Here is a 26828-nt window from a genome sequence, read left to right on the forward strand (position 1 = left end):
GAAAGCTGGTTTTTGCCTATTTGGGCTGAAACCAGCTTTCCGTCTAAAATGACCAATTAAGCCGGATTTTTGACTGTAAATTAAAGGAGAAAGCAATGGATTGGACAGAATTATCAATCATGACAACCAGTGAGGCAGTGGAAGCTGTTTCCAATATTTTAATGGAACATGGCGCATCTGGCGTCTCAATTGAAGATGCAAAGGATTTTGAAAAATTAAAGCCCGGTAGATATGGTGATCACGGTGAAATTGTTGATCCAGCCGACCTGACTCATATTACGCAGGGAGCGGTTGTGTCAGCGTACTATCCAAATAATCAGCATATTGACCAAGAGGCCGAAGAAATTGCCCATAAGGTTCGAAATCTGTCCCAATTCGGGCTAAATCCTGGTCCGGCCGAAGTCAACATTACGTCGGTCGTCAACCAGGATTGGCAGACGGCTTGGGAAAAATACTATCATCCCGTTTCAATTTCCAGATTTATGACGATTGTGCCAAGCTGGGAAGACTATCAACCTAAATCAGATCAGGAAAAGATTCTTCGCTTGGATCCCGGAATGGCATTTGGAACCGGAACTCATCCAACAACTCGATTATCCCTTCAAGCATTGGAAATCGTGATGCAGGGCGGGGAGTCGATCCTAGATGTCGGTACCGGCTCGGGTGTTTTGAGTATTGCGGCCAAATTGATGGGCGCCGGAAAAATTCACGCGTTTGACGTCGACGATATTGCGGTCAGGTCAGCCGAAAAGAATATTCAGCTCAATCCGGCAGCCAAAGATATTCAAGTTTCCGCAAACGATCTTCTTAAAGGGATTCATGAACAAGTCGATATTGTTGTTGCCAATATTTTGGCAGAAATTATCGTGCCACTGGTGCCCCAGGCATGGCAGAATTTAAAGCCCCAAGGTTATTTTCTGACCTCCGGGATCATCAAAGATAAATTTGAAACGGTTCGAGATTCAATGACCCAGCAGGGATTCCTGATCATCGAAACGTTAAGAATGAAAGACTGGTATGGCATTATCGCGCAAAAGCCAAAGGATGAGGATTAACGATGCAGCACTATTTCTTAAACAAAAGTTTGACCACCGGCCAATCCGTTCAGCTGCCAAAAGAGATTGCCCATCATTTGGGGAAAGTCTTGCGGGCTGAGGTGGGTGACCAATTTGAACTGGTTTCAAGCGAGCATCAAGTCTTTGAAGCCAAAATAAGTGAGCTTGACGGCAATCAAATCACCGCAGTGGTGACTGAACAAACGAATAAAGATGTTGAGCTGCCTGTCAACGTGACGATCGTCAGTGGGCTGTCAAAGGGTAACAAGCCTGAGTGGATTGTCCAAAAGGCGACGGAACTGGGTGTCTCAAAAGTCATTTTTATGCCAATGAACTGGTCAATTGTTAAGTGGGATCAAAAAGCATCGAAAAAAATTAACCGACTGAACGAGGTCGCGTTAAGTGCTGCCGAACAATCCCATCGAAATGTGGTTCCTGAAGTTGCCTATTTGAATGGGCTTAAAGCATTGACCCAAATGAATTTCGATACCAAGCTGGTTGCCTATGAAGAGTCTGCCAAAGTCGGTGAAGAAGCGAATTTGGTTAAAGCTGTCAGGCAGACTTCACCAGGCCAATCGATTGTGGCAGTCTTTGGCCCTGAGGGTGGCATTAGTGAATCTGAAATTTCACTTTTAAAAGAAAATGGATTTGTTTTGGCCGGCCTTGGTCCCCGAATCATGCGTACCGAAACCGCTCCGTTATATTTTTTGAGCGCGGTTTCTGTCTTGACCGAACTGATCTAGTTAGCTGAATGACGTTGACAACAATGATATTATTATGATAAAGATTAATTGATGAACGCCTCCGGGCAGATGAGAGAAGAGTTGGTAGAATGGCAACGAAAATTTGGACTCCAGACGATGTAATCGAAAAAGTTTCCGAGTACATGAATAAAGAACATGTCGATGAGGTTAAAAAAGCATATAAATTTGCAAAAATTGCCCATCAATACCAGAAACGTCAATCGGGCGAACCCTACATTACGCATCCAACCCAAGTGGCTGGTATTTTAGCTGACCTGCATATGGACCCTGAGACGGTTTCAGCCGGTTTTCTGCATGATGTAGTAGAAGATACCGGGGCCACTTTAAGCGACATCCAAGAGCTTTTTGGCCACGATATCGCGCTGATTGTCGACGGGGTTACCAAGCTGTCTAAAATTAAATACAAATCAAGCGAAGAACGGCTGGCTGAAAACCACCGAAAGTTATTGCTTGCAATGTGTAAAGATATCCGGGTCATGATCGTTAAGCTGGCTGACCGGCTGCATAACATGCGGACGCTTAAGTCACTGCGTCCCGATAAGCAGCGCCGCATTGCCAGTGAAACCTTGGAAATCTATGCACCCATTGCCGACCGTTTAGGTATTGGAACTATCAAGTGGGAACTTGAGGACATTTCATTACGTTACCTCAACCCACAGCAATATTATCGAATTGTTCATTTGATGAACTCACGACGAGATCAACGGGTGGATTATATCGATAAGGCGATTAAGGAAGTTAAGCAGGCAATTTCTGCACTGGGAATTAAGGCTGAAATTTATGGCCGTCCCAAGCACATTTATTCTGTTTACCGGAAAATGGTTGAAAAGCATAAGCAGTTCAGCCAAATCTATGATCTATTGGCCATTCGGGTAATTGTGGATTCAATTAAGGACTGTTACGCGGTTTTAGGTGCCATTCATTCCGAATGGAAGCCAATGCCCGGACGGTTCAAAGATTATATTGCAATGCCTAAGGCCAACATGTATCAATCGTTGCATACAACCGTTATCGGCCCTGAAGGCAAGCCGCTGGAAGTGCAGATTCGAACGGAAGAAATGCACCGAGTTGCTGAATTTGGTATTGCTGCTCACTGGGCATACAAGGAAGGCATTACCAGCGCGGTTAAAAGTTCTCAGGATAACAATAAGCTGAACTGGTTTAAACAAATTATCGAGCTTCAAGAAGATACCGATGACGCCGCCGACTTTATGGACAGTGTCAAAGGGGAACTATTTGGCGATCACGTCTATGTCTTTACTCCCAAGGGGGATGTTTACGAACTTCCCAAGGGTGCCGGCCCACTTGATATGGCTTATATGATTCATACCGAAGTTGGAAACCACACCACCGGTGCGCGGGTAAACGGCAAAATTGTGCCCCTGGATCATCAGTTAAAGACCGGTGATATTGTCGATATTATTACTGCCACCGGTTCTGCCGGTCCCAGTCGTGATTGGCTTAAGTTGGTTCATACCCGGCGAGCAAGAAATAAAATTAAGCAGTACTTCCGACAAGAAGATCGGACTAAGAACATTGAAGAGGGAAAGAATCTGATTTCACGAAAACTTCGTGAAGCTGGATTTGAGCCCAACCGGATCATGATTCCGGATAAACTTGAAAAAGCAGCCAATAACATGCATTATCAACACGCTGACGATCTATTGGCAGCGGTTGGTTTTGGTGACGTGCAGCCAACCGGGGTTATTAACCGATTGACCGAAGACGCCCGTGCCCAGCTTAAAAAGGAACGTCAGGATAAGGCCGAAAAGGAAGTCCTTGAAGGCCATCAGACAATTTCCGAAGATACGGAGACTGCCAAGAAGCAAAAGAAGCGCAAGTCTTCCAACGGAATTGTCATTGAAGGTGTCGACAATTTGTTGGTTCGCTTGAGTCACTGCTGCACACCTGTGCCGGGTGACAAGATTGTTGGTTACATTACCAAAGGCCGTGGGGTTTCTATTCATCGGGTTGACTGTCCAAACATTCGAACTGCCGAAGAAAACGGTGAACGTTTGATTGAAGTCGCTTGGGCTGACAATCCGGAAGAACGAGCTATGTACGATGCCAGTCTTTCCGTTCAGGGATACAATCGATCGGGATTATTGACCAACGTTTTGACCGCTGTTAATTCAGCTACCAAGACGGTGTCATCTGTTAACGGTCAGGTTGATAACAATAAGATGGCCACAATTTCACTGGTCGTTGGCGTCCGCAACCTTGAACAGTTGGAACGGGTAATTGGTGCTATTAAAAACGTTCACGATGTTTATTTGGTTGAACGAAAATTCAGATAGGAGTTTAGCTGGATGAGAGTCGTATTACAAAGAGTGAAAGAAGCATCCGTCAGTATCGATGGTCAGGTTCATGGCAAAATTGGCAAAGGATTCGTTTTGCTGGTTGGGGTAAGTGATAGCGATGGTGACGAAGAAGTTGCCTATTTAACCCATAAAATCAGTAAGTTAAGGGTCTTTGAAGACGATAATGGCAAATTGAATTTGGATATTAATGCCGTTAACGGCGCAATCTTATCCATCTCCCAGTTCACTTTGTATGCAGATACCAAGAAGGGCAATCGGCCAAGTTTTACCAAAGCCGGTGAGCCGGAACACGCAGACAAAGTTTATGAGCAGTTGAATGAAAGTTTGCGACAGACTGGACTGGATGTTCAAACCGGTGTATTTGGTGCCGACATGCTGGTCAATATTCAAAATGATGGTCCGGTTACCATTCTTTTTGACACAGATAACAAATGATTTAGATAAAAATAAAAGTCGAATCGTGAAGATTCGGCTTTTTTAAGGAGTGCACAATGATTAATCAATTATTTTGGGATTTTGATGGAACGCTTTTTGATACGTATCCAAAGATGGTGGAAGCATTTATGCAGGCATTGCGTGATTTAGGGGTTGATGATGTGGAAATTGACCAGAATCAAATCTATGTCACAATGCGTCAACATGACGTTGGAACAGCGATCAGAAAGTTTTCGGCCTTTTATGGGATTGACGAAAAAAAGCTCCGTAAGCTTAACAAAACGTATCAGACAAAAATGATTGAAACGGCCTTACCATTTCCGGGGGCTAAAGAAGTCCTTGATTTAGCAACCTCGATGGACGGTCGGAACTTTTTACTCACCCATCGTGACGATCAGGCTAAAACCATGCTCAAGAAGTTTGATTTACTGGATTACTTTAGTGATTTTGTCACTTCTGATCAAAACTTTCCGCGAAAGCCCCAGCCTGATTCAATTAATTGGTTGATTAAAACCAACAATGTTGATAGAAAAAAAGCGATTATGATTGGTGACCGCAAGCTTGATGTCGCTGCGGGACACAATGCAAATATCGCTTCGTGTTTGTTTGATCCGGATGGAACCATTGTTGATTCCGGGAACCCTGAAATTCGGGTAACCGAGATTAACGAACTGGTTCCTTGGCTGACCAATAAATAATTTAATTGTGATTTTTAAAATAGTTTGCAATTCCGTTGACAACATCGGTTGCAAGCTTTTTTTGATAGGCTGGACTTTTAATTTGCTTGAAGTCTTTACTGGTGTTGATGTAACCGCCTTCAATCAGAATGGCCGGAACTGAATTGTCTCTGATTACCAGGAAATTGCCAAATTCAGTTCCCCGAGACGGTACTGGTAAGTTGGTCATCTTTTTGTTAACCGATTCAGCCAACTGTTTTGAATCACCATCGTGATAGAAGTAGCAGGTGTATCCGGAGGCAACGTTATTTTCATCCGACGAATCAAAATGAAAACTGACAAAGATGTTGGCTGACGCCGAGTTGGCGACTTCCGGTCGGGCAGCTAACGGCACTGTTTTATCGGAACTCCGCGTCATCACAACCCGGGCGCCCCTTGCCTGAAGTTTTCGTTCAACACGTTTGGCAACCTGTAAAGTAAACTTTTTTTCGGGCTGGCCGGACATCGAAAGGGCACCGGTATCTGAACCGCCGTGGCCGGGATCCAGTACGATTGTCGCCTCCGACAGGCGGGTGACGTTTTGCACGTTGCTGTTTTGAACCAACCAAGCTGCGACCCAGCCGGTTGTCTTGTGTTTGTAGATCACTTTAATCCAGTTGCTCTTTTTACTGATGACCTGAAGGCGTTGGCCCTGCTTAACTTTTGCCCTAACGGAGTAGGTCACGGAAGGGCCGCTTCGAATATTTAATTGATTAACCTTTACGGTCACTGAATTGGCTTCCAACGAAAGAATCAATATCACAAAAGTGATGATGATTGCCAGGGTTGCCACGATCCAGCTTTTATTTTCCCAAATTCTTTTCAAAGTCTATTCCCTCACTCAAATAATAATATTATAGTTGAAAACGCTAAAAGAGGCTAGTGGGATTAGAAATCATGTCGATGTTCTCTTGACATTTCAGTGAGGTTACGCTAATCTTAAAGACAGTTAAACATTCAACCGATAAAAAGAACTATCGTTATGGTTGGCTTCCAGAGAGCATTCATTTGGTGAAAGAGTGCGTCAATTATTTCGAAGTGACACTTTTTGCTAATAATGGTTAATAGCGAAATGCTATTCGTGCGAGCGTTATCCTTGAGAAATAATTAAGGTGGTACCGTGCGCATTGCACCCTTGTCTTCGGACAGGGGTCTTTTTTTTCGGAAATAAAAGTGGGAGGAAACAATTATGAGATATCAACGACCAAAAGGAACGGCTGATATTTTACCAGGCGAAGCTCAAAAGTGGAATTACGTCGAAGAGACTGCCCGGATGCTGTTTAACGATTATCGTTATCAAGAGATTCGGACACCAATGTTTGAAAACTTTGATGTCTTTTCCAGAACGTCTGGTGATACTTCCGACGTTGTAACAAAAGAAATGTATGATTTTAAAGATAAAGGTGACCGACACATGAGCCTTCGTCCTGAAGGGACTGCAGGGGTTGTTCGAGCCTTCGTTGAAAACAAATTGTATGGTCCGGAACATCCACGTCCAGTTAAAGTCTTTTACATGGGTTCGATGTTCCGATATGAACGACCACAATCAGGCCGTCAGCGTGAATTTCATCAAATCGGTGTCGAAGCTTTTGGAAGTGACGAACCCGAATTAGATGTTGAAGTCATCGCTATGGGGATGGATTTGCTGCAGCAATTTGGTTTATCCAACCTGCGGCTTGAAATCAACACCCTTGGGGATCAAGAATCCCGGGATGCTTATCGTCAAGCTTTAATCGATTATCTTGATCCACACTTTGATGAGTTGAGTGATGATTCAAAAGTTCGGCTTCACAAGAATCCACTCCGAGTGCTTGATAGTAAAGATAAACGCGATAAGGAAATCGTTAAAGATGCACCTTCAATTTTGGATTATCTTGACGAAAAATCCCAAAAACATTTTGATCGTGTTAAGAGCTTACTCAAAGCTTTGAATATTCCTTACGTCATCGATCCGGATATGGTTCGGGGACTGGATTACTACAACCACACAATCTTTGAAATTATGGTGGATTCAAAGGCCCTTGGCGACGGATACACAACTATCTGTGCCGGCGGCCGTTACAATGGCTTGGTTGAGCAGCTTGGCGGACCTGAAATGCCCGGAATTGGTTTTGGCCTTGGCATGGAGCGTTTGATGGTATTGATGGAGGCCCAGGGCGTTAAGTTCCCAGTCCTTGATCAACTGGATGCTTATGTTGTTGGAATTGGTGAACAAACCAGCGTCTTGACCCTTCAAATTGTTCAGGCATTGCGTGCCGACGGCTTTGCTGTTGATCGGGATTATCTTGATCGGAAACCCAAAGCGCAGTTTAAGACGGCTAATAAGTTGAACGCTCAATACACAATTACCGTTGGTGAGAGTGAGTTGGAGAATAAGACAGCCAATGTTAAACAGATGCGTACAGGTAAAGAAGTTACCGTTTCACTTGCTTCAATTTTCAAGGACTTTGATGATATCATTGCCAAATATTTTACAGATGATGAGGAGATTGATTAGACATGAAGAGAACCACTTATGCTGGCCTTGTTGATGAAAAGCTCATCGGCAAGGAAGTCGTGTTAAAAGGTTGGGTCCAAAAGCGTCGAGATCTTGGAGGCTTGATTTTTATCGAACTGCGAGACCGTGAAGGAATCGTTCAGTTGGTATTTAGTGAGGAATTTGGCCAGGATGCATTGGCTGTTGCCGATAAGCTTCGTAGCGAATTCGTTGTTGAAGCCAAGGGTAAGGTTGTTGCCCGTGATCCTAAAGAAATTAACCCGAAGATGAAGACCGGTAAGATCGAAGTTGATATTACCTCAGCCAAAATTTTGGCAACTGCCAAAACACCGCCATTTTATATTCAAGACGGCATTAACGTTTCAGAAGATTTGAAGCTGAAATATCGTTACCTGGATCTTCGTCGTCCCGAAATGCAAAAAAACATTTTGCTGAGAAACCGGATTATTCAATCAATCCACAGCTTCTTTGATAAAAATGGTTTCATTGACATTGAAACCCCAACTTTGACCAAGTCAACTCCTGAAGGTGCCCGTGATTACCTGGTTCCTTCACGTGTATATCCTGGTTCATTCTACGCATTGCCACAATCACCACAACAATTTAAACAATTGCTGATGGGTGCCGGATTTGATAAATATTACCAAATCGCCCGTTGTTATCGTGATGAGGATTTACGTGGTGATCGTCAACCTGAATTTACCCAAATTGATATGGAAATGTCATTTGCCGATCAGGAAGAAATTGAAGATGTTACTGAAGGCTTCATTGCCAAAGTTATGAAAGATGCAATGGGAATCGATGTTAAGCTGCCATTCAAGCGAATGGATTGGGATGAATCAATGGCCCGCTTTGGTACCGATCAGCCCGACGTCCGATTTGGAATGGAACTCAAGGATCTTTCAGATATTATGAAAGATGTTGATTTCAAAGTCTTCTCTGGTGCCGTTAAAGATGGCGGCCAAGTTAAGGCAATTGCCGTCCCTGGTGGTGCTGAAAAGTATTCACGTAAAGATCTCGACAAGTTTGCCGAATACGTTGAACGATTTGGCGCTAAAGGTTTGGCATGGTTTAAGGTCACTGATGACGGCTTTAACGGTCCAATTGCCAAATTCTTCAAGGATCCTGACTTGCGTGAAAAGATTTTAGCAAAGGCCGAAGCAAAGCCTGGTGACTTGTTATTGTTCGCTGCTGATAACAGCCGGGTTGTTGCCAACACATTGGCATATCTCCGTGTTGAAATTGCCAAGGAACAGGACATGATTGACGAATCCAAGTTTGCTTTCTTATGGATTGTCAACTGGCCATTGTTTGAATGGGATGTTGATTTAAAGCGTTACGTTGCTGCTCACCATCCATTCACCATGCCTAATGAAAACGATGTTCACTACTTGATGAACGAGGGTGAAGATCCACATAAGGCATACGCTCAAAGTTATGACATTATTTTGAATGGTCTTGAACTTGGTGGTGGATCAATTCGTATCCATACCAGAGCCCTTCAAGAAAAGATGTTCGAAGCACTTGGCTTTACCAAAGAGAGCGCCGAAGCTCAGTTTGGTTACTTCCTGAATGCCTTGGATTATGGTTTTCCACCTCATGGTGGTCTGGCAATTGGTTTGGATCGTTTCGTCCGTTTGCTTGCCAACACTGAAAACATTCGTGACGTGATTGCCTTCCCTAAGAACTCGAAGGCTGTTGAACCATTGACCAGTGCACCACAACCTGTTGCTACTAAACAGCTTGAAGATCTTGGTTTGTTTGTTGCCAAGCCTGATGACAAAAAGTAGACAACAGTTTTTAAACTAAATTAATTTCTTAAAATCCTGTAATCTATTCATTGATTACAGGATTTTTAATGTTATTTTTGTCATTTACGTTTATCATTAAGCATGGACTTCAAATCGTATTCGAAGGGGTTTTATTTTATGGATGATGTTTCCAAATTAATGCGTAGGCATACCTACGTAACCAAAATTTCAACTTCATTTTTCTATGCAATTTTAGTTTCTATCGCGGTTAATTTTTTCTGGACACCTGGACATATCTATTCGTCCGGTGTCACTGGATTTGCCCAGTTGCTGAATACCATTTCCACCCGGGCATTCCCGTTTACAATTTCAACTGGACTTGCACTCTTTCTGCTTAATTTGCCATTATTTTTGTTGTCATGGCGCGCAATCGGCCATGAATTCACCATTTTCACCATTGTCACGGTTTTTCTTTCCAGTTTTATGATTCAGTTGTTAAAGCCGATTCCACTGACGCATGATCCAATTATTTGTGCGATCTTTGGTGGGGCCGTTAATGGTTTTGGAACTGGCTTGGCATTGAGAAATGGTATTTCAACCGGTGGCCTTGATATTTTAGGGATTGTTATCCGGCATCGAACCGGAAATTCCATCGGAACCATTAATATTGCCTTTAATTCGTTGATTATTCTTTCGGCGGGGATTATGTATGGCTGGCCTTATGCGTTTTATTCAGTCTTGAGTTTGATTGTCAACGCCCGGGTCATGGATATGACATATACTCGGCAACAGCGAATGCAGGTGATGATTATTACAAATCGGCCCAACACAGTGATTGATAGTGTTCAAAATCATTTGCGACGGGGAATCACAATTGTTCATAACGCCGAAGGGGCTTATCGCCATGATGCAAAGACCATTTTGTTTACCGTCATTTCACGTTATGAAATGGGGGAACTTGAAGAGGCACTGCTGGAATCTGATCCGAATGCATTCGCAAGCATATCGGATTCGGTCAAAATTCTTGGCCGATTTTATGAGCCGAAGCCTTAGCTGATGTTTCTAAAGATTTCCTAAGAAATTAGTTCTCCAGAAGGATTATGTTATAATATTTTTTGTGTGTGATCACAAATTACTGAAATACGGTGAAAATTTTGAAAGTTGTCTATTTATGGCTGATCAAGCTATTTTCAATGATGAATGTTTGGCGGTCTAAAAATAAAATTGTTTATGTGATGAGTTTCAGCGATAATGTTGATTTTATTAAGCAACTGGCGCAGAAACTGCCACATAAATATAAATTATATGTGTTATACCGCTCCAATACAGAAGCGGCTGCTACTGATTTGGCAGCTTTTGGCATTAATACACGATCATTTAGCGATGGGTTAAAATTTGTCTTGAGCGACGTGTCATTGCTGATGTCGGCCAAGCTGATTATTTGTGACAACTATTATGCTTTTTTAGGTGGTTTGATCAAACTGCCATCGACAAAGATCGTTCAAATTTGGCACGCTGATGGTGCGATTAAGAAGTTCGGCTGGCAAGATCCAACGACTGAACAGCGGAGCTCTTCTGATAAGAAACGATTTCAAAAGGTCTATGACCACTTTGATGAGTATATTGTTGCCTCCAAAGCGATGGGCCAAGTGTTTGTTAACAGTTATCACGAAGACTTCGACAAAATTCAGTTGCTGGGTTATCCACGATCTGATCAATATTTGAGTCAGGATTGGCAACAGAAAGCTCGGGAAAGAATTTATCGTTCTGCTCCCGAATTAAAGAATCGCCGGGTTATCCTGTATGCGCCAACTTATCGTGCCCATCAGGACTTTAAGCTGCCCAAGGGGCTTGGCAGTGCCTTGGTTGCGGATCCGAATGCTGTGGTTGTAATCAAATTGCATCCTGTGTTGAGAGACCGCGAAGTGTCAATGAGACGGATTGGCAATCCCAAAATCAAGTTTTATCATGAACTTGAAACCAGTGATTTACTGGCAGTTGCCGACACGCTTGTAACTGATTATTCTTCCGTTGCATTTGACTTCAGCTTATTGCCGAATGCCAAATCGATGATTTTCTTTATGTTTGATATTGACAGTTACAAGAAGGATCCGGGAATTCAAGATGATTTTCTCGACTGGCTACCGGTAGAGCCGGTTTATAAGGTCGAGCAGCTCAGAAAACAAATTGCCGAATCAAAAGCTGTTAACTTTGAAAAGTTTAATCAACACTGGAATACGTATAATGATGGCCATGCGACTGCACGAGTCATTGATCGTTACGTCAAATTCTTAGAGTCTAATTAAGGAGTGCCTTACATTGAAAGAAGTCAGTACTTTAATAAAAGAACAATTTCTAAATATTGGAATTATTTTTCGAATTTCAAAATACGAAGATAAAGCTGAATACCAAAGTCATTATCTCGGATTAATTTGGGAATATTTATACCCATTGATTCAAATCGGAATTTATTGGCTGGTGTTTGGTATTGGATTAAAGCACGGAAACTCCACCCACGGGATTGATTACCTGGTTTGGATGGTTATCGGGATCACGCCTTGGTTCTTTATGAACCGTGCGACTCTTGATGCTTCCAAGAGTATCTACCAACGTGTCGGGATGGTTTCCAAGATGAAATTTCCCGTTAGTGTGCTGCCAACCATTAAGATTGTCAGTAACTTAAGTGCTTTTTGGACAATGCTGGTCTTCTCAATCGTCATTGGTTTTCTCTACGGAGTGACACCATCGATTTACTGGATTCAATGGATCTACTACTTCATTTGCATGATCGCTTGGCTGATTGCGTTTGGAATCTTCAATTCGACAATCTCTGTTTTGGTTCGGGATTATCGAATCCTGCTCCAATCGTTGATGCGGATGCTGTTTTATATGTCCGGGGTATTGTTTAACTTCCAGACTGATGCCTTTCCGGCACCATTCGTTCATATCTTGCAGTTAAACCCATTCTTCTATGTTGTTTCAGGATTCCGTGATGGGATGCTTGGGACCGCATGGTTCTGGCAAAAGCCAACTTTGACCCTTGTCTTTTGGGGAATGATCCTGTTCTTCTTATTGGTTGGTTCTCATTTGCACTATAAATTCAGATCAAGATTTGTTGATTTAATCTAGCTTTGAGGGTGAGTTTTTGAAACGTTCAATGATCAATTTTATTAAACTTATAGCCCGCATAATACTCATCGTGATGAACGATGGGTTTATTTGTATGCCGGTTAAAAAAGAGACCGTTTTGTTTGAAAGTTTTAACGGCAAGGATGTCAGTGACAACCCACTTGCTATATACAAACAACTGCTGTCGGATGATCCTGGTGCTCGCAATCGCTGCTATTTCAGCGTAAAGCCGAGTGAGTATCGAAAATTATCAGAATTATATCCTGACATTCAATTTGTTAAACGCTTTACGCCAGGGTGGGTAAAATACATTGCCCGAGCAGACTTTTGGGTGATGAATTCCCGAATGCCAAAGTGGTGGAAGAAAAACTCACAGACCACGTTTATTCAAACCTGGCATGGGACGCCCTTAAAGAAACTGGGTGTTGATATTGCCAACGTCGAAATTCCCGGTAGTACGACAGCTGAATACCATCAGGAATTTGTGGATGAAGCTGCTCGTTGGGATTATTTAATCGCACCCAACCAGTACTCTCATGACATTTTCAAGTCGGCTTTTAAATACGCTGGCCGTTTTTTGGATATTGGTTACCCACGAAATGATGTTCTATATTCTGAAAATACACCAGAAAAGATTGCCACTATTAAGCAAAAGCTGTTTGGTTTTCAACCTAAACAAGTTGTGATGTATGCACCAACTTGGCGCGATGACAGCTTTTCTGAAAAGGGACAGTATAAGTTTAACCTGCCATTTGATTTGAACGAATTCTTTAAGCGGGTTTCTCCGGATACGATGTTGGTCATTCGGCCGCATTACCTGGTTAAGGACAGGATTGATATTTCTGGATATGAAGATCGGGTTCGAATTTTTGCCGATGTTGATATTAATCAGTTGTATTTGATTACCGACTTATTGATTACCGATTATTCCTCAGTGATGTTTGACTTCGCCAATCTGGAACGGCCAATGCTTTTCTATCCCTACGATTTGATTCATTATCGAGATCAACTGAGAGGATTTTACTTTGATTATAATCAGGATAATCTCCCCGGACCGATGGCTCAAAGCACTGATGAATTTTATCAGGATTTAAAGGATTATACTGACCACGGAAGCTTTACTGACTTTAGTACCAATCTTGAGGCATTCAACAGGAAGTTCTGCTCATGGGAAAACGGTCAGGCCTCTGAGAAGGTTAGTCAACTGATTTTACAGGGAGGAAAACGAAATGAGTGATGATACATTTTTAATTGGTTCTCATGTCAGTATGAACGGCAAGGACATGTTTCTGGGTTCGGCCAAAGAAGCTGCCTCATATGGTGAGAATGTTTTTATGGTTTACACGGGAGCTCCTCAAAATACCGTTCGAAAACCGATTGAAAAATTAAATGCTGATGCGGGTAAGCGGTTTATGGCCGACAACGGCTTAAAAGAAGTCGTTGTTCACGCGCCCTATATTATTAATCTTGGCAACACTTTGAAGCCGCAAAACTTTACGTTTGGCGTTCAATTTCTTCAACAGGAAATCAAACGTGCTGAAGCAATTGGCGCTAAAGAAATCGTTTTGCATCCGGGTGCTCATGTGGGTGCCGGACCTGAAAAGGCAATTAATCAAATTGCCAAAGGGCTTAACGAAGTCATTTCTGATGACCAGCATGCCCAAATTGCCTTGGAAACGATGGCAGGCAAGGGGACGGAAGTTGGTGTCACTTTCGAACAGTTGGCTGAGATTATCGATAAGGTTCAAAATAATGACAAATTAGCCGTTACCTTTGATACTTGTCATACCAGCGATGCCGGTTATGATATCAAGAATGATTTTGACGGTGTATTAAACGAGTTCGATCACATCATTGGGCTGGATCGACTTAAGGTCATTCACTTAAACGATTCCAAAAATGAGCAGGGTAGCCACAAAGATCGTCATCAAATCATTGGTTTGGGGACAATCGGGTTTGACGCCCTCAATTATGTTGCTCATCATGACCAACTAAAAAGCGTTCCCAAAATAATGGAAACGCCAGTTTTGAAGGATCCCGACAACAAAAAGATTAAGTGGAATCCTCACGGTTATGAAGTTGCGATGCTTAAAAAGCAGAAATTTAATCCCGACATTATTGAAGATATGAAGGCAGGCAAGCCATATTGATACCGGCTGCTTGTTAATCTTCAAATTCTGTTGTATTCAAATTTAAACTTTCCAAAATGATGGTAGCTGTCTCTTCGATTGACTTGTTTGCGACATTAATTGTCAAACAACCAATCTTACGATACAGCTTTTTTGCGTATTCCAATTCAGTCTTGATATGCTTTGGATCAGAATAAGGCGTATCAGGATTCATGCCGTATGAAATCATTCGCTGCTTACGGATCTTGCTGAGCTTTTCGGGTGTGTTTAACAAGCCGAACATCTTATCCTTGTCGATATCGTGAATTTCGTCCGGAAGATGCAATTCAGGGCCGATTGGCAGGTTGGCAACCTTTTGGTTTTGATTTGCCAAGTATAATGATAATGGCGTTTTAGACGTTCTTGAAACACCAAGCAACACAATGTCGGCCTCTTGAAGTCCCTTTGGATTTTTACCGTCATCATTTTCGACGGCAAATTCAATTGCGGAGATTCGCTCGAAATAATTTTGATTTAAATCATGAATTAATCCGGGAACGTGGGCCGGCTGCTGACCCGTCAATTGACTCAGCATGTTCATTGGTGATTGAACACAGTCAAAGTCCGAAAGGCCGTTTTCCTTGCAGAAGCTTTGAACCATTTTGCTGAGATCGGTATTGACCAACGTATGGAAAATCATCGCATGCTGATTTAAGGCAATCTTTAAAATTCCCCTTAAAATCGAATCAGTTTGGATAAATGGGAAGCGCCGGATCTCGCCTTTAATGTCTGGAAACTGTGACAGGGCGGTTTGCGCAACTGTCTGAGCCGTTGCACCGCTTGAATCTGATATAATAAAAACGTTTTGAGTTTGCATGATAAATAACCCCTAAAATTATATTTACTAACTAAATATTAACATGAAGTATCATTTTTATCTTAAATCATTGACGATATATCGATTAATATGTATAATTTACTTCGAACCGTTTTAGAAAACACTTAATGTGTTGATTAAACAGTTACATTTAAGCTCGGAGGGAGGGAATTTCATATGGCAAAGACAGTCGTTCGTAAAAACGAGTCTCTTGATGATGCTCTTCGACGCTTCAAACGTACAGTTTCTAAAAGCGGTACATTACAGGAATATCGTAAACGAGAGTTTTATGAAAAACCAAGTGTTAAGCGTAAATTAAAGTCTGAAGCAGCACGTAAGCGTAACAATAAGAAGAAACGTCGTTATTAATCAATAGCGATTATAGAGGTCGGAGCTAATGTTTATTAGTCTCTGATCTTTTTTAATGTTAAAATTTAAGTATTAACTGAAAAGAGGTTACTTTGATGAGTGTATATGATAAATTGCTTTCTGACATGAAAGATGCCATGAAGGCTCGTGACAAAGTCCGACTTGGTGTAATTCGCGGAATCAAGGCCCAAATTATGAACGCCAAAGTAGCAGATGGAAACCATGATTTAAACGAAGACCAAATCAATGACATTATCACAAAAGAAATTAAGCAGCAAAAAGAATCATTGGAAGAATTTAAAAAAGCCGACCGCCAGGATCTCGTAAAAGACCAGGAAGCCAAGTTGAAGATTGCTGAAGAATATGCGCCAAAACAACTCTCAGAAGATGAAGTTGAAAAGATTGTCAATGACACAATTTCACAAATTGGTGCAGAATCAATGGCTGACTTTGGTAAAGTAATGGGTGCTATTATGCCTAAAGTTAAAGGCAAGGCTGACGGCAGCGTTATTAACAAATTAGTTAAGAAACAGCTACAAAGCTAGAATTCTGTTAGGATACTGCCAACTTTGTGGTAGTATCTGAATAAATATGACAATGAAAAGGAGCTCACTTACTTGGCTGATACTCAACAAGTTACAAGAGAGTTTATTGTATCCGACCCAAACGAATTATTGCAGATTGTCGGTGCTCAAGATGAGTACATTACAATCATCGAAGAGGGAATGGATGTCTCCATCAATGTCTTTGGCAATTCGCTGAGAGTAACTGGTCAGGATGAACCTGTCAGCATTACGCTGCATATTTTGGAGAATATTCTCTCGTTAATTCAAAAGGGAATTAATATTAACAGCAGTGACTTCATTAGTGCGATGAATATGGCTCAAAATGGCACGCTGGAGTACTTTAAAGACCTTTACAATGAAGTCCCTATAAAAGATGCAAAAGGCAAGGCTGTGCGTGTAAAGACCTTTGGACAGCGACAGTATATTCAGGCAATTAAACACCATGACGTTGCTTTTGGAATTGGTCCTGCCGGAACCGGTAAGACTTATTTGGCAGTTGTCATGGCGATCGCTGCTCTCAAGAAGGGAACCGTCGACAAGATTGTTTTGACCCGACCTGCTGTTGAAGCAGGTGAGAGCCTGGGCTTTTTGCCGGGTGACCTGAAAGAAAAAGTTGATCCATATTTGAGACCAATTTACGATGCTCTTCATTCAATTTTGGGTGCAGAACACACTGAACGGCTTATGGATCGCGGAACAATTGAAATTGCCCCATTGGCCTATATGCGTGGCCGAACACTTGATAATGCGTTTGTGATTTTGGATGAAGCTCAAAACACGACAAACATGCAGATGAAGATGTTCCTGACCCGACTTGGATTTGGATCTAAAATGATTGTCAATGGTGATATTTCACAAATTGATTTGCCAAAACATTCTGCCAGTGGATTGGTAACCGCTCAAAAGATTTTAAAGAACATTGATCAAATTGAGTTTGTGACCTTTACGGCTAAAGATGTTGTTCGTCACCCAGTTGTTGCAAAAATTATTACTGCGTACGAAAAAAGTGGCCATTAACTTTACAAAAGACTTGAGGGAATAACTTAATGGATTTAGAAATATATGATAAAACTGAAAAAGGGGTCCCTGAAAAGGATCAAAAGTTGATCCGCGACGTTCTTGATTTTGCCGGATCTTACATTCATTTGGCTGACAATACTGAGATGTCGGTCACCCTTGTGAATAACGATGAAATTCATCAAATCAATAAAAAATACCGGGGTGTTGACCGGGCTACTGATGTTATCAGCTTCGCAATCGAAGATGATAGTGACGATGCAGACGATTTTCCAATTGTCATGGATGAGTCTTTAAAAGAGGCCATTCCTGAAAACATTGGCGATATTTTTGTTTCTGTCGACAAGGTGGCTGAACAAGCGGATTACCTCGGTCATTCGTTTGAACGCGAACTGGGATTTCTCTGTGTTCACGGATTCTTACACCTAAACGGCTACGATCATATGAAGAAAGCTGACGCGGACGTGATGTTTCCGCTTCAAAAAGAGATTTTAAATGCTTATGGACTCAAAAGATAAACAAAAACCACAATTGGATAAGAACAAATCATTTCTTCAATCAGTCGGTCATGCGCTTGACGGTATTAAGCGACTTCTTTTAGAAGAGCGCAATTTCCGGATCGACTTAATTGTCGCAATTGTTGTCTTAACATTTGCAATCGTTATGAAGATCAGTATCAACGAATGGCTATGGCTGTTTGCCGCATTTTTCTCTGTCATTGGTTCCGAAGTCCTAAATACGGTTATTGAAAATGTTGTTGACTTGATTGTTGGCCATCATTTTGACTTCTTGGCCAAGCGTGCGAAGGATGTGGCTGCCGGTGGTGTCCTACTGTCGGCACTTTTTGCTGTTATCATCGGCATGTTGATTTTTGTTCCCAGATTCATGACGTTATTGAAATAAGAGGGGTAAAAAATGGATAATCCAGATTTTCATTCAGGCTTTGTTGCCATTGTCGGCAGACCAAACGTTGGTAAGTCAACTTTCTTAAATAGAGTGATCGGCCAAAAGATTGCGATCATGAGTGACAAACCACAAACAACCAGAAATAAGATTCAAGGTGTCTATACAACCAAGGATGCCCAAATTGTCTTCATCGATACACCCGGAATTCATAAACCACAAAATAAACTGGGTGATTTCATGATGGATTCTGCGCTGTCTGCTTTAAAAGAAGTTGACGCGGTCTTATTCATGGTTAACGCCACAGAACATCGTGGTGCCGGTGACAACTTTATCATTGACCAGCTCAAGAATGTCGACAAGCCAATCTATCTGTTGATTAATAAGATTGATGAAATTTCACCAGATGATATTATGCCGATCATTGAGCAATATAAGAATGCACTGCCGTTTAAAGATGTTTATCCAATTTCGGCACTTCAAGGCAACAACGTTCCCGAATTAGTTGATACTTTGATTAAAGAATTGCCAAATGGTCCCCAATATTATCCTGCTGATGAGGTAACCGATCACCCTGAGCGGTTCGTCATCTCAGAATTAATTCGTGAAAAAGTATTGGAATTAACCCGTCAGGAAATTCCCCATTCAACCGCAGTGGTTGTCGAAAGTATCAAGACTGAAAAGAGTCTTTTGAGAATTCGGGCAACAATTATTGTTGAACGTGACGGCCAAAAGGGAATTGTCATTGGCAAGGGTGGATCGATGCTCAAAAAGATCGGAACACTTGCCAGAAAAGATATTGAAAACATGATGGGCAACAAGGTCTTCTTGGAACTCTGGGTTAAGGTTGAGCCTCATTGGCGTGATAAAGCCAACTTGTTAAATTCATATGGTTACCGTAAAGATAATTATTAGAGGTGAGTGATTTTGTCAAATGGTCAGCGAACGGATTTTAACGGTATTTTGCTATATACAAAAGCCTATCGGGAACACGACCTGCTGATAAAATTTCTGACCAAGGAGTTCGGCAAAAAGATGTTTCTGGTAAGGGGTGCCAAACGGCCAAAGTTCAAAATGCGGGCGGCAGTTTTACCGTTTACATACGGCCTTTATGGTGGTGACATCAAAGACTCCGGCCTTTCTTATATCATGAACGATAAGCATTTGGAACATTTCCAAAACATTAGTGAAGATATCACTAAAAATGCTTATGCAACCTACATTATGTCGCTGATTGATATGGCGTATCCGGATGGGGAGGCAATTCCCGGTTGGTATGACAAATTATTGACGGGTTTGCATCTCATTGATGAAGGATTTGATGAACAAATCATTACCAACATTTTTGAGGTTCAGCTGCTTAATGCATACGGGGTTGCGCCCGACTGGGTCGACTGTGTCATTTGCCATCGAACCGACCTGCCGTTTGATTATTCCGAAGCCTATGGTGGGTTATTGTGCAGTAACCACTGGAATAAAGACCCGTACCGGATGCATTTAGATGCCCGGACGATTTACTACCTGCGTTTATTTTCTGTGGTAGATCTTAAAAAGCTGACCCATATCAAAGTCAATGACCAAACCAAAAAGTCGTTGCGGGAAGTGCTTGACCAGATTTATTTGCGAAGCGTTGGGGTCGTCCCAAAGAGCAAGCATTTTATCGATCAGCTTGGTAAATTTAAGTTGTAATGCATAACAGCGTTGACAATTATTTTAATGTCAACTATGATTATTTTTGAAATGAATAATTCAACGATGACAAAAGAAATTGTCTAATGGATTTTTAAAACGAGATCAGGATAGTGTGAGCTGATTAAAATTTATTGGACGAATGGCGCTTTTCGAGTTGAACAATTAAGTGCTGGTAGCAATACCAGAAGTAGGGTGGAACCGCGATTTCATCGTCCCTATGTTGAGTGGCTTAGTCTATAAGTCGTTGAACATAGGGACTTTTTTCATGTTTTTAACTAATTAGGAGGAACTTTTATGACTGAAAAATTATCAGTTCAAGAGATTATACTGCGCCTGCAAAAGTATTGGGCAGCCCAGGGATGTATGTTAATGCAGGCCTATGACACTGAAAAAGGTGCCGGAACCATGAGTCCTTACACTTTCTTAAGAGCTATCGGGCCAGAACCTTGGAACGCTGCGTACGTTGAACCATCACGCCGTCCTGCTGATGGTCGATACGGAGAAAACCCTAACCGGTTGTATCAACATCACCAGTTCCAAGTGATCATGAAGCCTTCTCCCGAAAATGTTCAAGATTTATATTTAAATAGTTTAAAGGAATTAGGTATCAATCCTTTGGAACATGATATCCGGTTCGTTGAAGATAACTGGGAAAACCCATCAATGGGCTGTGCCGGTGTTGGTTGGGAAGTTTGGCTGGATGGAATGGAAATCACCCAGTTTACTTATTTCCAAATCGTCGGTGGTCTTGAGATGAATCCAGTTGCTTCTGAAATCACTTATGGACTTGAACGCTTGTCATCATACGTTCAAGACGTCAACTCCGTTTTTGATCTTAACTGGTCAGACGATGTTAAATACGGTGATATCTTTAAAGAACCCGAATATGAACATTCAAAATACAGTTTCGAAGTTTCCGATCAGGAAATGCTGCTGAATCTGTTCAATGATTACGAACGTGAAGCTAAACGTTTGTTGGCTCAAGATTTGGTTCACCCGGCATATGATTACATTCTTAAGTGCAGTCACACCTTTAACTTACTGGATGCCAGAGGAGCCGTTTCAGTTACCGAACGAGCAGGATACCTTTCAAGAATCCGTAACTTGGCCCGTTCAGTTGCCAAAGAATTTGTTGAAGCACGTAAACGCCTTGGCTTCCCATTAATCAAAGACAAAAAGAAACGCCAAGAACTATTAAAAGACGATAAGGAGGAGAAGAAATAATGGCTAATAATTTCTTATTGGAAATTGGTTTGGAAGAAATTCCTGCCCACGTTGTAACACCAAGTATTAATCAACTTAAGAAGCGGGCCAGTGATTTCTTGAAGGATCAACGAATTTCATTTGCTGATATTAAAACTTTCAGTACTCCACGTCGTTTGGCTTTGTACATCACTGGTTTGGCCGACAAGCAGCCGGACATTGACAAATCGGTTAAGGGACCAGCCAAGAAGATCGCCAAAGATTCTGACGGCAACTGGACCAAAGCTGCAATCGGATTTTCACGAGGCCAGGGAGCAACTCCTGACGACATTACCTTCAAGGATGTTAAAGGAACCGAATACGTCTTCGTTGAAAAGCATATTGCCGGAAAGTCACTTAAAGAAATTTTGCCTGGTATGAAGGACGTTATTACTTCAATGACATTTCCAACCATGATGAAGTGGGGAACCTACTCATTTGAGTATGTTCGTCCAATCAAATGGCTTGTGGCATTGCTCAACGATGAAGTCATTCCATTCAAGATTTTGGACGTCAATACCGACCGAATCACTTCCGGTCATCGTTTCTTAGGTAAAGATATTGCATTAGCCAACGCTGATGAGTATGAAGAAAAATTAACCGAACAGTTCGTTATTGCCGATGCTGCCAAGCGAAAAGAATTAATTACCAAGCAAATTAATAAGATTGCTGCCGACAATAATTGGAAGATCAATCTTGATCCAAACCTGCTTGAAGAAGTTAACAACCTGGTTGAATGGCCAACCGCATTCTTCGGTAACTTTGATGAAAAATACCTGACAATTCCCGATGAAGTTTTGATTACTTCAATGAGAGATCATCAACGATTCTTCTACGTCACTGATCAAGATCGCAAATTATTACCACACTTTATTTCCGTTCGAAACGGAAACGACTATGACATTCAAAACGTGGTTGCCGGGAACGAAAAAGTTTTGACCGCCCGACTTGATGATGCCATGTTCTTCTATCAAGAAGACCAAAAGAAGTCGATTGCCGATGATGTTGAACGACTTAAAAAAGTCAGCTTCCATGACAAGATTTCAACGATGTACGAAAAGATGCAGCGGGTTCAAGTAATGTCTGCTTACCTTGGCAAGCTGGCCGGACTTTCCGAACAGGAACTCAAGGATCTTAAGCGGGCTGCTTCAATCTATAAATTTGATTTGGTCACCGGAATGGTTGGCGAATTTGCTGAACTTCAAGGAGTAATGGGAAACAAATACGCCTTGTTAAAGGGTGAAGACCAAGCCGTTGCCACCGCGATTTCCGAACACTACATGCCAATTTCTGCTAATGGTGAGTTGCCTAAGACCAACGTTGGTTCAATCTTGGCAATTGCCGATAAATTGGACAGCATTTTGACATTCTTTGCTGCAGGGATGATTCCAAGCGGTTCAAATGACCCATACGCTTTGCGTCGTCAGGCCACCGGAGTTGTTCGAATTGTTGCCGATAAGAATTTGAACTTTGATCTGGATGACACCCTTGATAAGCTGATTGATTTGGAAGAACAGTCAAAAGTTGCACCAAAACTTGATATGAAGAGCCAAGTTGCTGCCGTCAGCTCATTTACAAAAGACCGGATCAAGCAGTACTTGGATGATTTGGGTGTTCGTTACGATATTGCGGATGCCGTTACTTCAGGATCACATACCAACATCCTGTTCAACATTGCTAGTGCCAAGACTTTGCAAGATCATAAAGACGATGACAACTTCAAAGACATCATTGAATCACTTACCCGTGTTCAACGAATTTCCAAGAAGGGTTCATTTAAGCCTGATGATCTGAATGTTGACCCCGACTTGTTTGAAAACGACTCCGAGAAGGCCTTGTATGAAGCTGTTTCTACTGCTTCAAAAGACTTTACTAGTCAAACAGCAGAGGAAGACTTCGATCGGTTGTCTCAGTTGAAAGATAAGATCAACGATTACTTCGATGCAACAATGGTTATGGCAAAAGATGACAAATTGAAGAATAATCACCTTCGTCAATTAACGATTATTGCCAACATGATTATGTACCTTGGTGATCTTGATAAGTTGGTTGTTAAAGGATAATTTTAAAGTGTCAATGTTTGTACAAACTTGACATTTATGATAATATTTAAATACGTATCGCCAGTAAAACAAGTCGCACTTTTGGTGCGGCTTTTTACAGGTATTGACGCTGTTTTAAAAGATGGGAGGCGAAGTATGGTGAAAATCCCAGAAGATGTGATTGAAGAAATTAGGTCACAGGTTAACATTGTTGACGTTGTTTCCCAGTTTGTTCAGTTAAAACAATCCGGAAAGAATTTATTTGGCCTTTGTCCGTTTCACGAGGAGCGGACCCCATCTTTTTCTGTATCTGAAGATAAACAGATTTTCCACTGTTTCAGTTGTGGAAGAGGCGGGAATGTCTTTAAATTCTTGATGGAGCTTCAAAACATTTCGTTTCCAGAGGCCGTTAAAAAAGTTGCCGAGATGAAAAATATTTCGGTTGATGACAAGTATTTCCGTGGGAGCGGCAATTCTCAGTCCGCAGCCGAAAATTCTCAGCAAAAACAGTTAATTGACCTTCATGAGCAAAGTGTCAAGCTGTATAATCATATTTTGACAAATACCAAGATGGGAGAACCAGCCCTTAACTATCTCCACAAGCGGGGAGTTACCGATGATACCATTGCGGTTTATCAGTTGGGTTATGCACCTGCACAACGTTTATTGAAACCATTTTTCGATGAACGGAAGGTGGACTTTCAGTTACTTCGCAAATCCGGTTTATTTTCAGAGGATCAGGACGGTAACTTGAGAGACCGATTTGTTGATCGGGTGATGTACCCAATTCGCAACGGATCGGGGCAAACCATTGCCTTTTCAGGCCGTTTGTTAACGACTGATTCGGATATGCCAAAGTATTTGAACAGTCCTGAAACAGAGATTTTTAACAAACGTAAGGTTCTTTTCAACCTGGATCTTGCCAGACCGAACATTCGCAGCAAGGATCCGGCAATTTTATTTGAAGGATTTATGGATGTGATCACTGCCTATCAGGCAGGTATCAAATCAGGAATTGCTTCAATGGGAACCAGCTTAACCGAACAACAGATTTATGACATCAAACGGATCACTCATGAAGTTGTGATTTCGTATGATGGCGATACACCAGGTCAAAAAGCAATCAAGCGGGCAATTGATGCCTTCAATGAGCAAAAAAGTCAGATTGAAATGAAAATTATTTCAATTCCCGGTGGGATGGATCCTGATGAGTTCATTCGGAACAAGGGTGCTGATGATTTCAAACAGTTGATTATTCATGCTCAGGCACCAATTGAATTTGAACTGAGCTTTCTTAAGAAGCAGTACAATTTAGATTCTGAAGTTGATCAAACCAATTACATTGCTGAAGCTTTAAAACTGATTAGTCGTGTGGATTCCAGCATTTCACGGGATCTCTACTTGAATCGCTTGGCTCAAGAGTTTGGCGTGGACAAGTCGCTGCTGCAACAGCAGTTGGCACCACTCCTTGCCCGGCCGAACACTCAGGCATCTGAACAGCAGCATGCTTATCACAAGCCGGCTCAGACGGTTAAACAGCAAAAGCATTACTCACTGGTTGAGAAAGCCGAAATGCAGTTGATGAACCGGATGCTGCATTACCATGATATTTGGTTAAAGGTAAGTAATGTATCAGGATTCTCATTTGTTGATGAACAGTATCAAATGTTGTACCTTTTAGCTGAGGGCTATTTCACTAAATTTGATGATTATAATGTGGCCACTTTCAGTAATCTGATTTCAGAAGATTCCCTGCAAAGTCTATTAGTTGATATCGACATGCTCGAACTTCCTGATAATCCAACCGATGCTGAAATTGACAGTTATTTAAACATTTTAATGCATCGAGCGCCCGTAGAAGAAAAATTAAAGAAAAAGCGTGCGGAACTTAAGCAGGCAACCAAGATCGGCGATGTTGACAAACAGCGCGCGTTAACAATCGAGATTGTCAAGCTTGAACAACAGAAGAGAATGAAGCAACAAGTATAATTCCAGGAGGCTTTTTGATGGCTAACAAAAAAACAGATAAGGTAACAGAAGCAAAGACCACGACAGCTAAGAAGACAACTGCAGCTAAAAAGACGACGGCTAAAAAGACTACGGCCAAGAAGACCACAGCCAAAAAAACAACTGCAGCCAAGGCAAAATCTACCAGAGCCAAGTCAAGCAAGGCCAAAACGACCAAAGCTGCCAAGAAAGCAGACAAGCCTTACAAAAAAGAATTTAACGCAATTGTCAAGAAAAATAAGCCAATCGGTCATATCACCTATGATGAATTGGCAGAGAAGATTCAAAAGCCATATTCTCTGACTGACAAAGATATGGAAAACTTGTTGGAAAGCATTGAAGATTCTGGAATCAGTGTTGTTGATGAAAAAGGTGATCCGGATCCACGAGCAATTGGTGCTGCCAAGAAGGTTACCAAGAAGGAACTTTCCGATGTTTCTGCTCCAACCGGTGTTAAGATTAACGACCCAGTCCGGATGTATTTGAAGGAAATTGGTCGGGTTTCATTGCTGAGTGCCGATCAGGAAATTTCATTGGCCAAGCGAATTGAAGCCGGTGATGAAGAAGCCAAGCAGGAACTTGCCGAAGCCAACTTACGACTGGTTGTTTCCATCGCCAAGCGTTATGTTGGTCGTGGGATGCAGTTCTTGGACTTGATTCAAGAAGGAAATATGGGCTTGATGAAGGCCGTTGAAAAGTTTGATTACCGGAAAGGCTTTAAGTTTTCAACTTATGCCACATGGTGGATCCGACAGGCCATCACCCGTGCCATTGCTGACCAGGCTCGGACCATCCGAATCCCTGTTCACATGGTTGAAACGATCAATAAGTTGATTCGGATTCAACGTCAATTGCTTCAAGATTTAGGCCGTGAGCCGCTTCCTGAAGAAATTGGTGCTGAAATGGATATGCCAACTGAAAAGGTTCGTGAGATTCTTAAAATTGCTCAAGAACCTGTTTCGCTTGAAACACCAATTGGTGAAGAGGACGACTCACATCTTGGGGACTTTATTGAAGATCAGGATGCAACGTCACCAGCTGATCATGCTGCCTATGAATTACTGAAAGAGCAGCTTGAAAGTGTCTTGGATACGTTGACTGACCGTGAGGAAAACGTTTTGCGTTTACGATTCGGTCTTGATGATGGTCGCACCCGAACCCTTGAAGAAGTTGGTAAAGTCTTCGGTGTTACCCGTGAACGGATTCGTCAAATCGAAGCCAAGGCTTTGAGAAAATTGCGTCATCCTTCACGTAGTAAGCAGCTTAAAGATTTCTTGGATTAATAAAAAAGGTTCACTCAAAAGAGGTTGGAGCATTCATTGTTCCAGCCTCTTTTT

25 protein-coding genes are annotated in these 26828 nt (G+C 41.9%); 23 read left to right on the top strand and 2 right to left on the bottom strand.

Annotated features, from left to right (window positions below; all coding sequences use genetic code 11):
- Positions 1 to 95 precede the first annotated feature (95 nt).
- The 5 genes from prmA (at position 96) to LKE01_RS00410 (ending at position 5273) form a co-directional block, all read left to right on the top strand.
- A complete protein-coding gene (prmA, locus tag LKE01_RS00390; RefSeq protein WP_056982615.1) occupies positions 96 to 1055 on the top strand; it encodes a 50S ribosomal protein L11 methyltransferase in 960 nt (319 codons plus the stop codon).
- Between the two features lie 2 nt (positions 1056 to 1057).
- Complete coding sequence (locus tag LKE01_RS00395; protein WP_056982617.1) at positions 1058 to 1798, top strand: 16S rRNA (uracil(1498)-N(3))-methyltransferase; 741 nt, start codon at positions 1058 to 1060, stop codon at positions 1796 to 1798.
- Positions 1799 to 1887: 89 nt separating this feature from the next.
- Complete coding sequence (locus tag LKE01_RS00400; protein ID WP_056982620.1) at positions 1888 to 4116, top strand: RelA/SpoT family protein; 2229 nt, start codon at positions 1888 to 1890, stop codon at positions 4114 to 4116.
- A gap of 12 nt (positions 4117 to 4128) precedes the next feature.
- Positions 4129 to 4575: a D-aminoacyl-tRNA deacylase gene (gene dtd, locus LKE01_RS00405; protein WP_056982621.1), complete on the top strand. Its 447-nt coding sequence runs from the start codon at positions 4129 to 4131 to the stop codon at positions 4573 to 4575.
- A 56-nt stretch (positions 4576 to 4631) separates the two neighbouring features.
- On the top strand, positions 4632 to 5273 hold the full coding sequence (locus LKE01_RS00410; protein ID WP_054768972.1) for an HAD-IA family hydrolase: 642 nt from the start codon (positions 4632 to 4634) through the stop codon (positions 5271 to 5273).
- A gap of 1 nt (position 5274) precedes the next feature.
- Here the strand turns inward: LKE01_RS00410 and LKE01_RS00415 are convergent, their stop codons facing one another.
- Positions 5275 to 6117 (bottom strand): N-acetylmuramoyl-L-alanine amidase family protein, encoded by an 843-nt coding sequence (locus LKE01_RS00415; RefSeq protein ID WP_056982623.1) that lies wholly within the window; start codon positions 6115 to 6117, stop codon positions 5275 to 5277.
- Positions 6118 to 6480: 363 nt separating this feature from the next.
- Here LKE01_RS00415 and hisS point away from each other — a divergent pair, with 363 nt between their 5' ends.
- The 7 genes from hisS to LKE01_RS00450 all read left to right on the top strand — a co-directional run bounded on the left by hisS (position 6481) and on the right by LKE01_RS00450 (position 14818).
- Positions 6481 to 7788: a histidine--tRNA ligase gene (gene hisS, locus LKE01_RS00420; protein ID WP_054768971.1), complete on the top strand. Its 1308-nt coding sequence runs from the start codon at positions 6481 to 6483 to the stop codon at positions 7786 to 7788.
- Positions 7789 to 7790: 2 nt separating this feature from the next.
- Positions 7791 to 9578, top strand: a complete 1788-nt coding sequence (gene aspS / locus LKE01_RS00425) for an aspartate--tRNA ligase (RefSeq protein WP_057962854.1) — start codon at positions 7791 to 7793, stop codon at positions 9576 to 9578.
- A gap of 138 nt (positions 9579 to 9716) precedes the next feature.
- Complete coding sequence (locus LKE01_RS00430; protein WP_057962853.1) at positions 9717 to 10592, top strand: YitT family protein; 876 nt, start codon at positions 9717 to 9719, stop codon at positions 10590 to 10592.
- A 101-nt stretch (positions 10593 to 10693) separates the two neighbouring features.
- Positions 10694 to 11845 (top strand): CDP-glycerol glycerophosphotransferase family protein, encoded by a 1152-nt coding sequence (locus LKE01_RS00435; protein ID WP_095344848.1) that lies wholly within the window; start codon positions 10694 to 10696, stop codon positions 11843 to 11845.
- A 13-nt stretch (positions 11846 to 11858) separates the two neighbouring features.
- Positions 11859 to 12668 carry an ABC transporter permease gene (locus LKE01_RS00440; protein ID WP_054768970.1) on the top strand — a complete coding sequence of 270 codons (810 nt, stop codon included), beginning with the start codon at positions 11859 to 11861 and terminating at the stop codon, positions 12666 to 12668.
- A 16-nt stretch (positions 12669 to 12684) separates the two neighbouring features.
- A complete protein-coding gene (locus LKE01_RS00445) occupies positions 12685 to 13905 on the top strand; it encodes a CDP-glycerol glycerophosphotransferase family protein (RefSeq protein WP_057962852.1) in 1221 nt (406 codons plus the stop codon).
- Positions 13898 to 14818, top strand: a complete 921-nt coding sequence (locus tag LKE01_RS00450) for a deoxyribonuclease IV (protein ID WP_095344850.1) — start codon at positions 13898 to 13900, stop codon at positions 14816 to 14818. Before LKE01_RS00445 ends, LKE01_RS00450 begins: the two co-directional genes overlap by 8 nt.
- A gap of 13 nt (positions 14819 to 14831) precedes the next feature.
- Here LKE01_RS00450 and LKE01_RS00455 read toward each other — a convergent pair whose 3' ends face one another.
- Complete coding sequence (locus tag LKE01_RS00455; protein WP_054768969.1) at positions 14832 to 15653, bottom strand: pyruvate, water dikinase regulatory protein; 822 nt, start codon at positions 15651 to 15653, stop codon at positions 14832 to 14834.
- A gap of 177 nt (positions 15654 to 15830) precedes the next feature.
- Here LKE01_RS00455 and rpsU point away from each other — a divergent pair, with 177 nt between their 5' ends.
- From rpsU to rpoD, 11 genes are all read left to right on the top strand, one after another.
- Positions 15831 to 16022 carry a 30S ribosomal protein S21 gene (gene rpsU / locus LKE01_RS00460; RefSeq protein WP_035177572.1) on the top strand — a complete coding sequence of 64 codons (192 nt, stop codon included), beginning with the start codon at positions 15831 to 15833 and terminating at the stop codon, positions 16020 to 16022.
- A gap of 95 nt (positions 16023 to 16117) precedes the next feature.
- Positions 16118 to 16567 (top strand): GatB/YqeY domain-containing protein, encoded by a 450-nt coding sequence (locus tag LKE01_RS00465; protein WP_054768897.1) that lies wholly within the window; start codon positions 16118 to 16120, stop codon positions 16565 to 16567.
- Positions 16568 to 16639: 72 nt separating this feature from the next.
- Positions 16640 to 17605 (top strand): PhoH family protein, encoded by a 966-nt coding sequence (locus tag LKE01_RS00470; RefSeq protein WP_057962851.1) that lies wholly within the window; start codon positions 16640 to 16642, stop codon positions 17603 to 17605.
- 29 nt (positions 17606 to 17634) lie between these two features.
- Positions 17635 to 18123 carry an rRNA maturation RNase YbeY gene (gene ybeY, locus LKE01_RS00475; protein ID WP_057962850.1) on the top strand — a complete coding sequence of 163 codons (489 nt, stop codon included), beginning with the start codon at positions 17635 to 17637 and terminating at the stop codon, positions 18121 to 18123.
- Positions 18101 to 18508: a diacylglycerol kinase family protein gene (locus tag LKE01_RS00480; protein WP_095344829.1), complete on the top strand. Its 408-nt coding sequence runs from the start codon at positions 18101 to 18103 to the stop codon at positions 18506 to 18508. The genes ybeY and LKE01_RS00480 overlap by 23 nt, the downstream gene beginning before the upstream one ends.
- A 12-nt stretch (positions 18509 to 18520) precedes the next feature.
- Entirely contained in the window at positions 18521 to 19423 is a 903-nt protein-coding gene (gene era / locus LKE01_RS00485) for a GTPase Era (protein ID WP_057962849.1), read from the top strand.
- Positions 19424 to 19435: 12 nt separating this feature from the next.
- On the top strand, positions 19436 to 20197 hold the full coding sequence (recO, locus tag LKE01_RS00490) for a DNA repair protein RecO (protein ID WP_054768895.1): 762 nt from the start codon (positions 19436 to 19438) through the stop codon (positions 20195 to 20197).
- Positions 20198 to 20494: 297 nt separating this feature from the next.
- Positions 20495 to 21424: a glycine--tRNA ligase subunit alpha gene (gene glyQ / locus LKE01_RS00495; RefSeq protein WP_057962848.1), complete on the top strand. Its 930-nt coding sequence runs from the start codon at positions 20495 to 20497 to the stop codon at positions 21422 to 21424.
- The gene (gene glyS / locus LKE01_RS00500) at positions 21424 to 23505 is read left to right on the top strand and encodes a glycine--tRNA ligase subunit beta (protein WP_057962847.1); all 2082 of its coding nucleotides are present in this window, start codon (positions 21424 to 21426) and stop codon (positions 23503 to 23505) included. Before glyQ ends, glyS begins: the two co-directional genes overlap by 1 nt.
- 135 nt (positions 23506 to 23640) lie before the next feature.
- Positions 23641 to 25473, top strand: coding sequence for a DNA primase (dnaG, locus tag LKE01_RS00505; protein ID WP_057962846.1), 1833 nt, complete (start codon positions 23641 to 23643; stop codon positions 25471 to 25473).
- A gap of 17 nt (positions 25474 to 25490) precedes the next feature.
- Positions 25491 to 26774, top strand: a complete 1284-nt coding sequence (gene rpoD, locus LKE01_RS00510) for an RNA polymerase sigma factor RpoD (RefSeq protein ID WP_095344831.1) — start codon at positions 25491 to 25493, stop codon at positions 26772 to 26774.
- Positions 26775 to 26828: the final 54 nt, after the last annotated feature.

This window comes from Lentilactobacillus kefiri, assembly GCF_007989105.1.
GTDB classification, from domain to species: Bacteria; Bacillota; Bacilli; order Lactobacillales; family Lactobacillaceae; genus Lentilactobacillus; species Lentilactobacillus kefiri.

Excerpts from the sequence above, each read along its gene's own strand:
- LKE01_RS00465 (WP_054768897.1), top strand. The coding sequence starts at position 16,118 with ATGAGTGTATATGATAAATTGCTTTCTGACATGAAAGATGCCATGAAG.
- LKE01_RS00410 (WP_054768972.1), top strand. The coding sequence starts at position 4,632 with ATGATTAATCAATTATTTTGGGATTTTGATGGAACGCTTTTTGATACG.
- LKE01_RS00450 (WP_095344850.1), top strand. The coding sequence starts at position 13,898 with ATGAGTGATGATACATTTTTAATTGGTTCTCATGTCAGTATGAACGGC.
- hisS (WP_054768971.1), top strand. The coding sequence starts at position 6,481 with ATGAGATATCAACGACCAAAAGGAACGGCTGATATTTTACCAGGCGAA.
- aspS (WP_057962854.1), top strand. The coding sequence starts at position 7,791 with ATGAAGAGAACCACTTATGCTGGCCTTGTTGATGAAAAGCTCATCGGC.
- LKE01_RS00455 (WP_054768969.1), bottom strand. The coding sequence starts at position 15,653 with ATGCAAACTCAAAACGTTTTTATTATATCAGATTCAAGCGGTGCAACG.
- LKE01_RS00480 (WP_095344829.1), top strand. The coding sequence starts at position 18,101 with ATGCTTATGGACTCAAAAGATAAACAAAAACCACAATTGGATAAGAAC.
- ybeY (WP_057962850.1), top strand. The coding sequence starts at position 17,635 with ATGGATTTAGAAATATATGATAAAACTGAAAAAGGGGTCCCTGAAAAG.
- dtd (WP_056982621.1), top strand. The coding sequence starts at position 4,129 with ATGAGAGTCGTATTACAAAGAGTGAAAGAAGCATCCGTCAGTATCGAT.
- rpsU (WP_035177572.1), top strand. The coding sequence starts at position 15,831 with ATGGCAAAGACAGTCGTTCGTAAAAACGAGTCTCTTGATGATGCTCTT.
- rpoD (WP_095344831.1), top strand. The coding sequence starts at position 25,491 with ATGGCTAACAAAAAAACAGATAAGGTAACAGAAGCAAAGACCACGACA.
- LKE01_RS00430 (WP_057962853.1), top strand. The coding sequence starts at position 9,717 with ATGGATGATGTTTCCAAATTAATGCGTAGGCATACCTACGTAACCAAA.
- era (WP_057962849.1), top strand. The coding sequence starts at position 18,521 with ATGGATAATCCAGATTTTCATTCAGGCTTTGTTGCCATTGTCGGCAGA.
- glyS (WP_057962847.1), top strand. The coding sequence starts at position 21,424 with ATGGCTAATAATTTCTTATTGGAAATTGGTTTGGAAGAAATTCCTGCC.
- glyQ (WP_057962848.1), top strand. The coding sequence starts at position 20,495 with ATGACTGAAAAATTATCAGTTCAAGAGATTATACTGCGCCTGCAAAAG.
- dnaG (WP_057962846.1), top strand. The coding sequence starts at position 23,641 with ATGGTGAAAATCCCAGAAGATGTGATTGAAGAAATTAGGTCACAGGTT.
- LKE01_RS00395 (WP_056982617.1), top strand. The coding sequence starts at position 1,058 with ATGCAGCACTATTTCTTAAACAAAAGTTTGACCACCGGCCAATCCGTT.
- LKE01_RS00400 (WP_056982620.1), top strand. The coding sequence starts at position 1,888 with ATGGCAACGAAAATTTGGACTCCAGACGATGTAATCGAAAAAGTTTCC.
- prmA (WP_056982615.1), top strand. The coding sequence starts at position 96 with ATGGATTGGACAGAATTATCAATCATGACAACCAGTGAGGCAGTGGAA.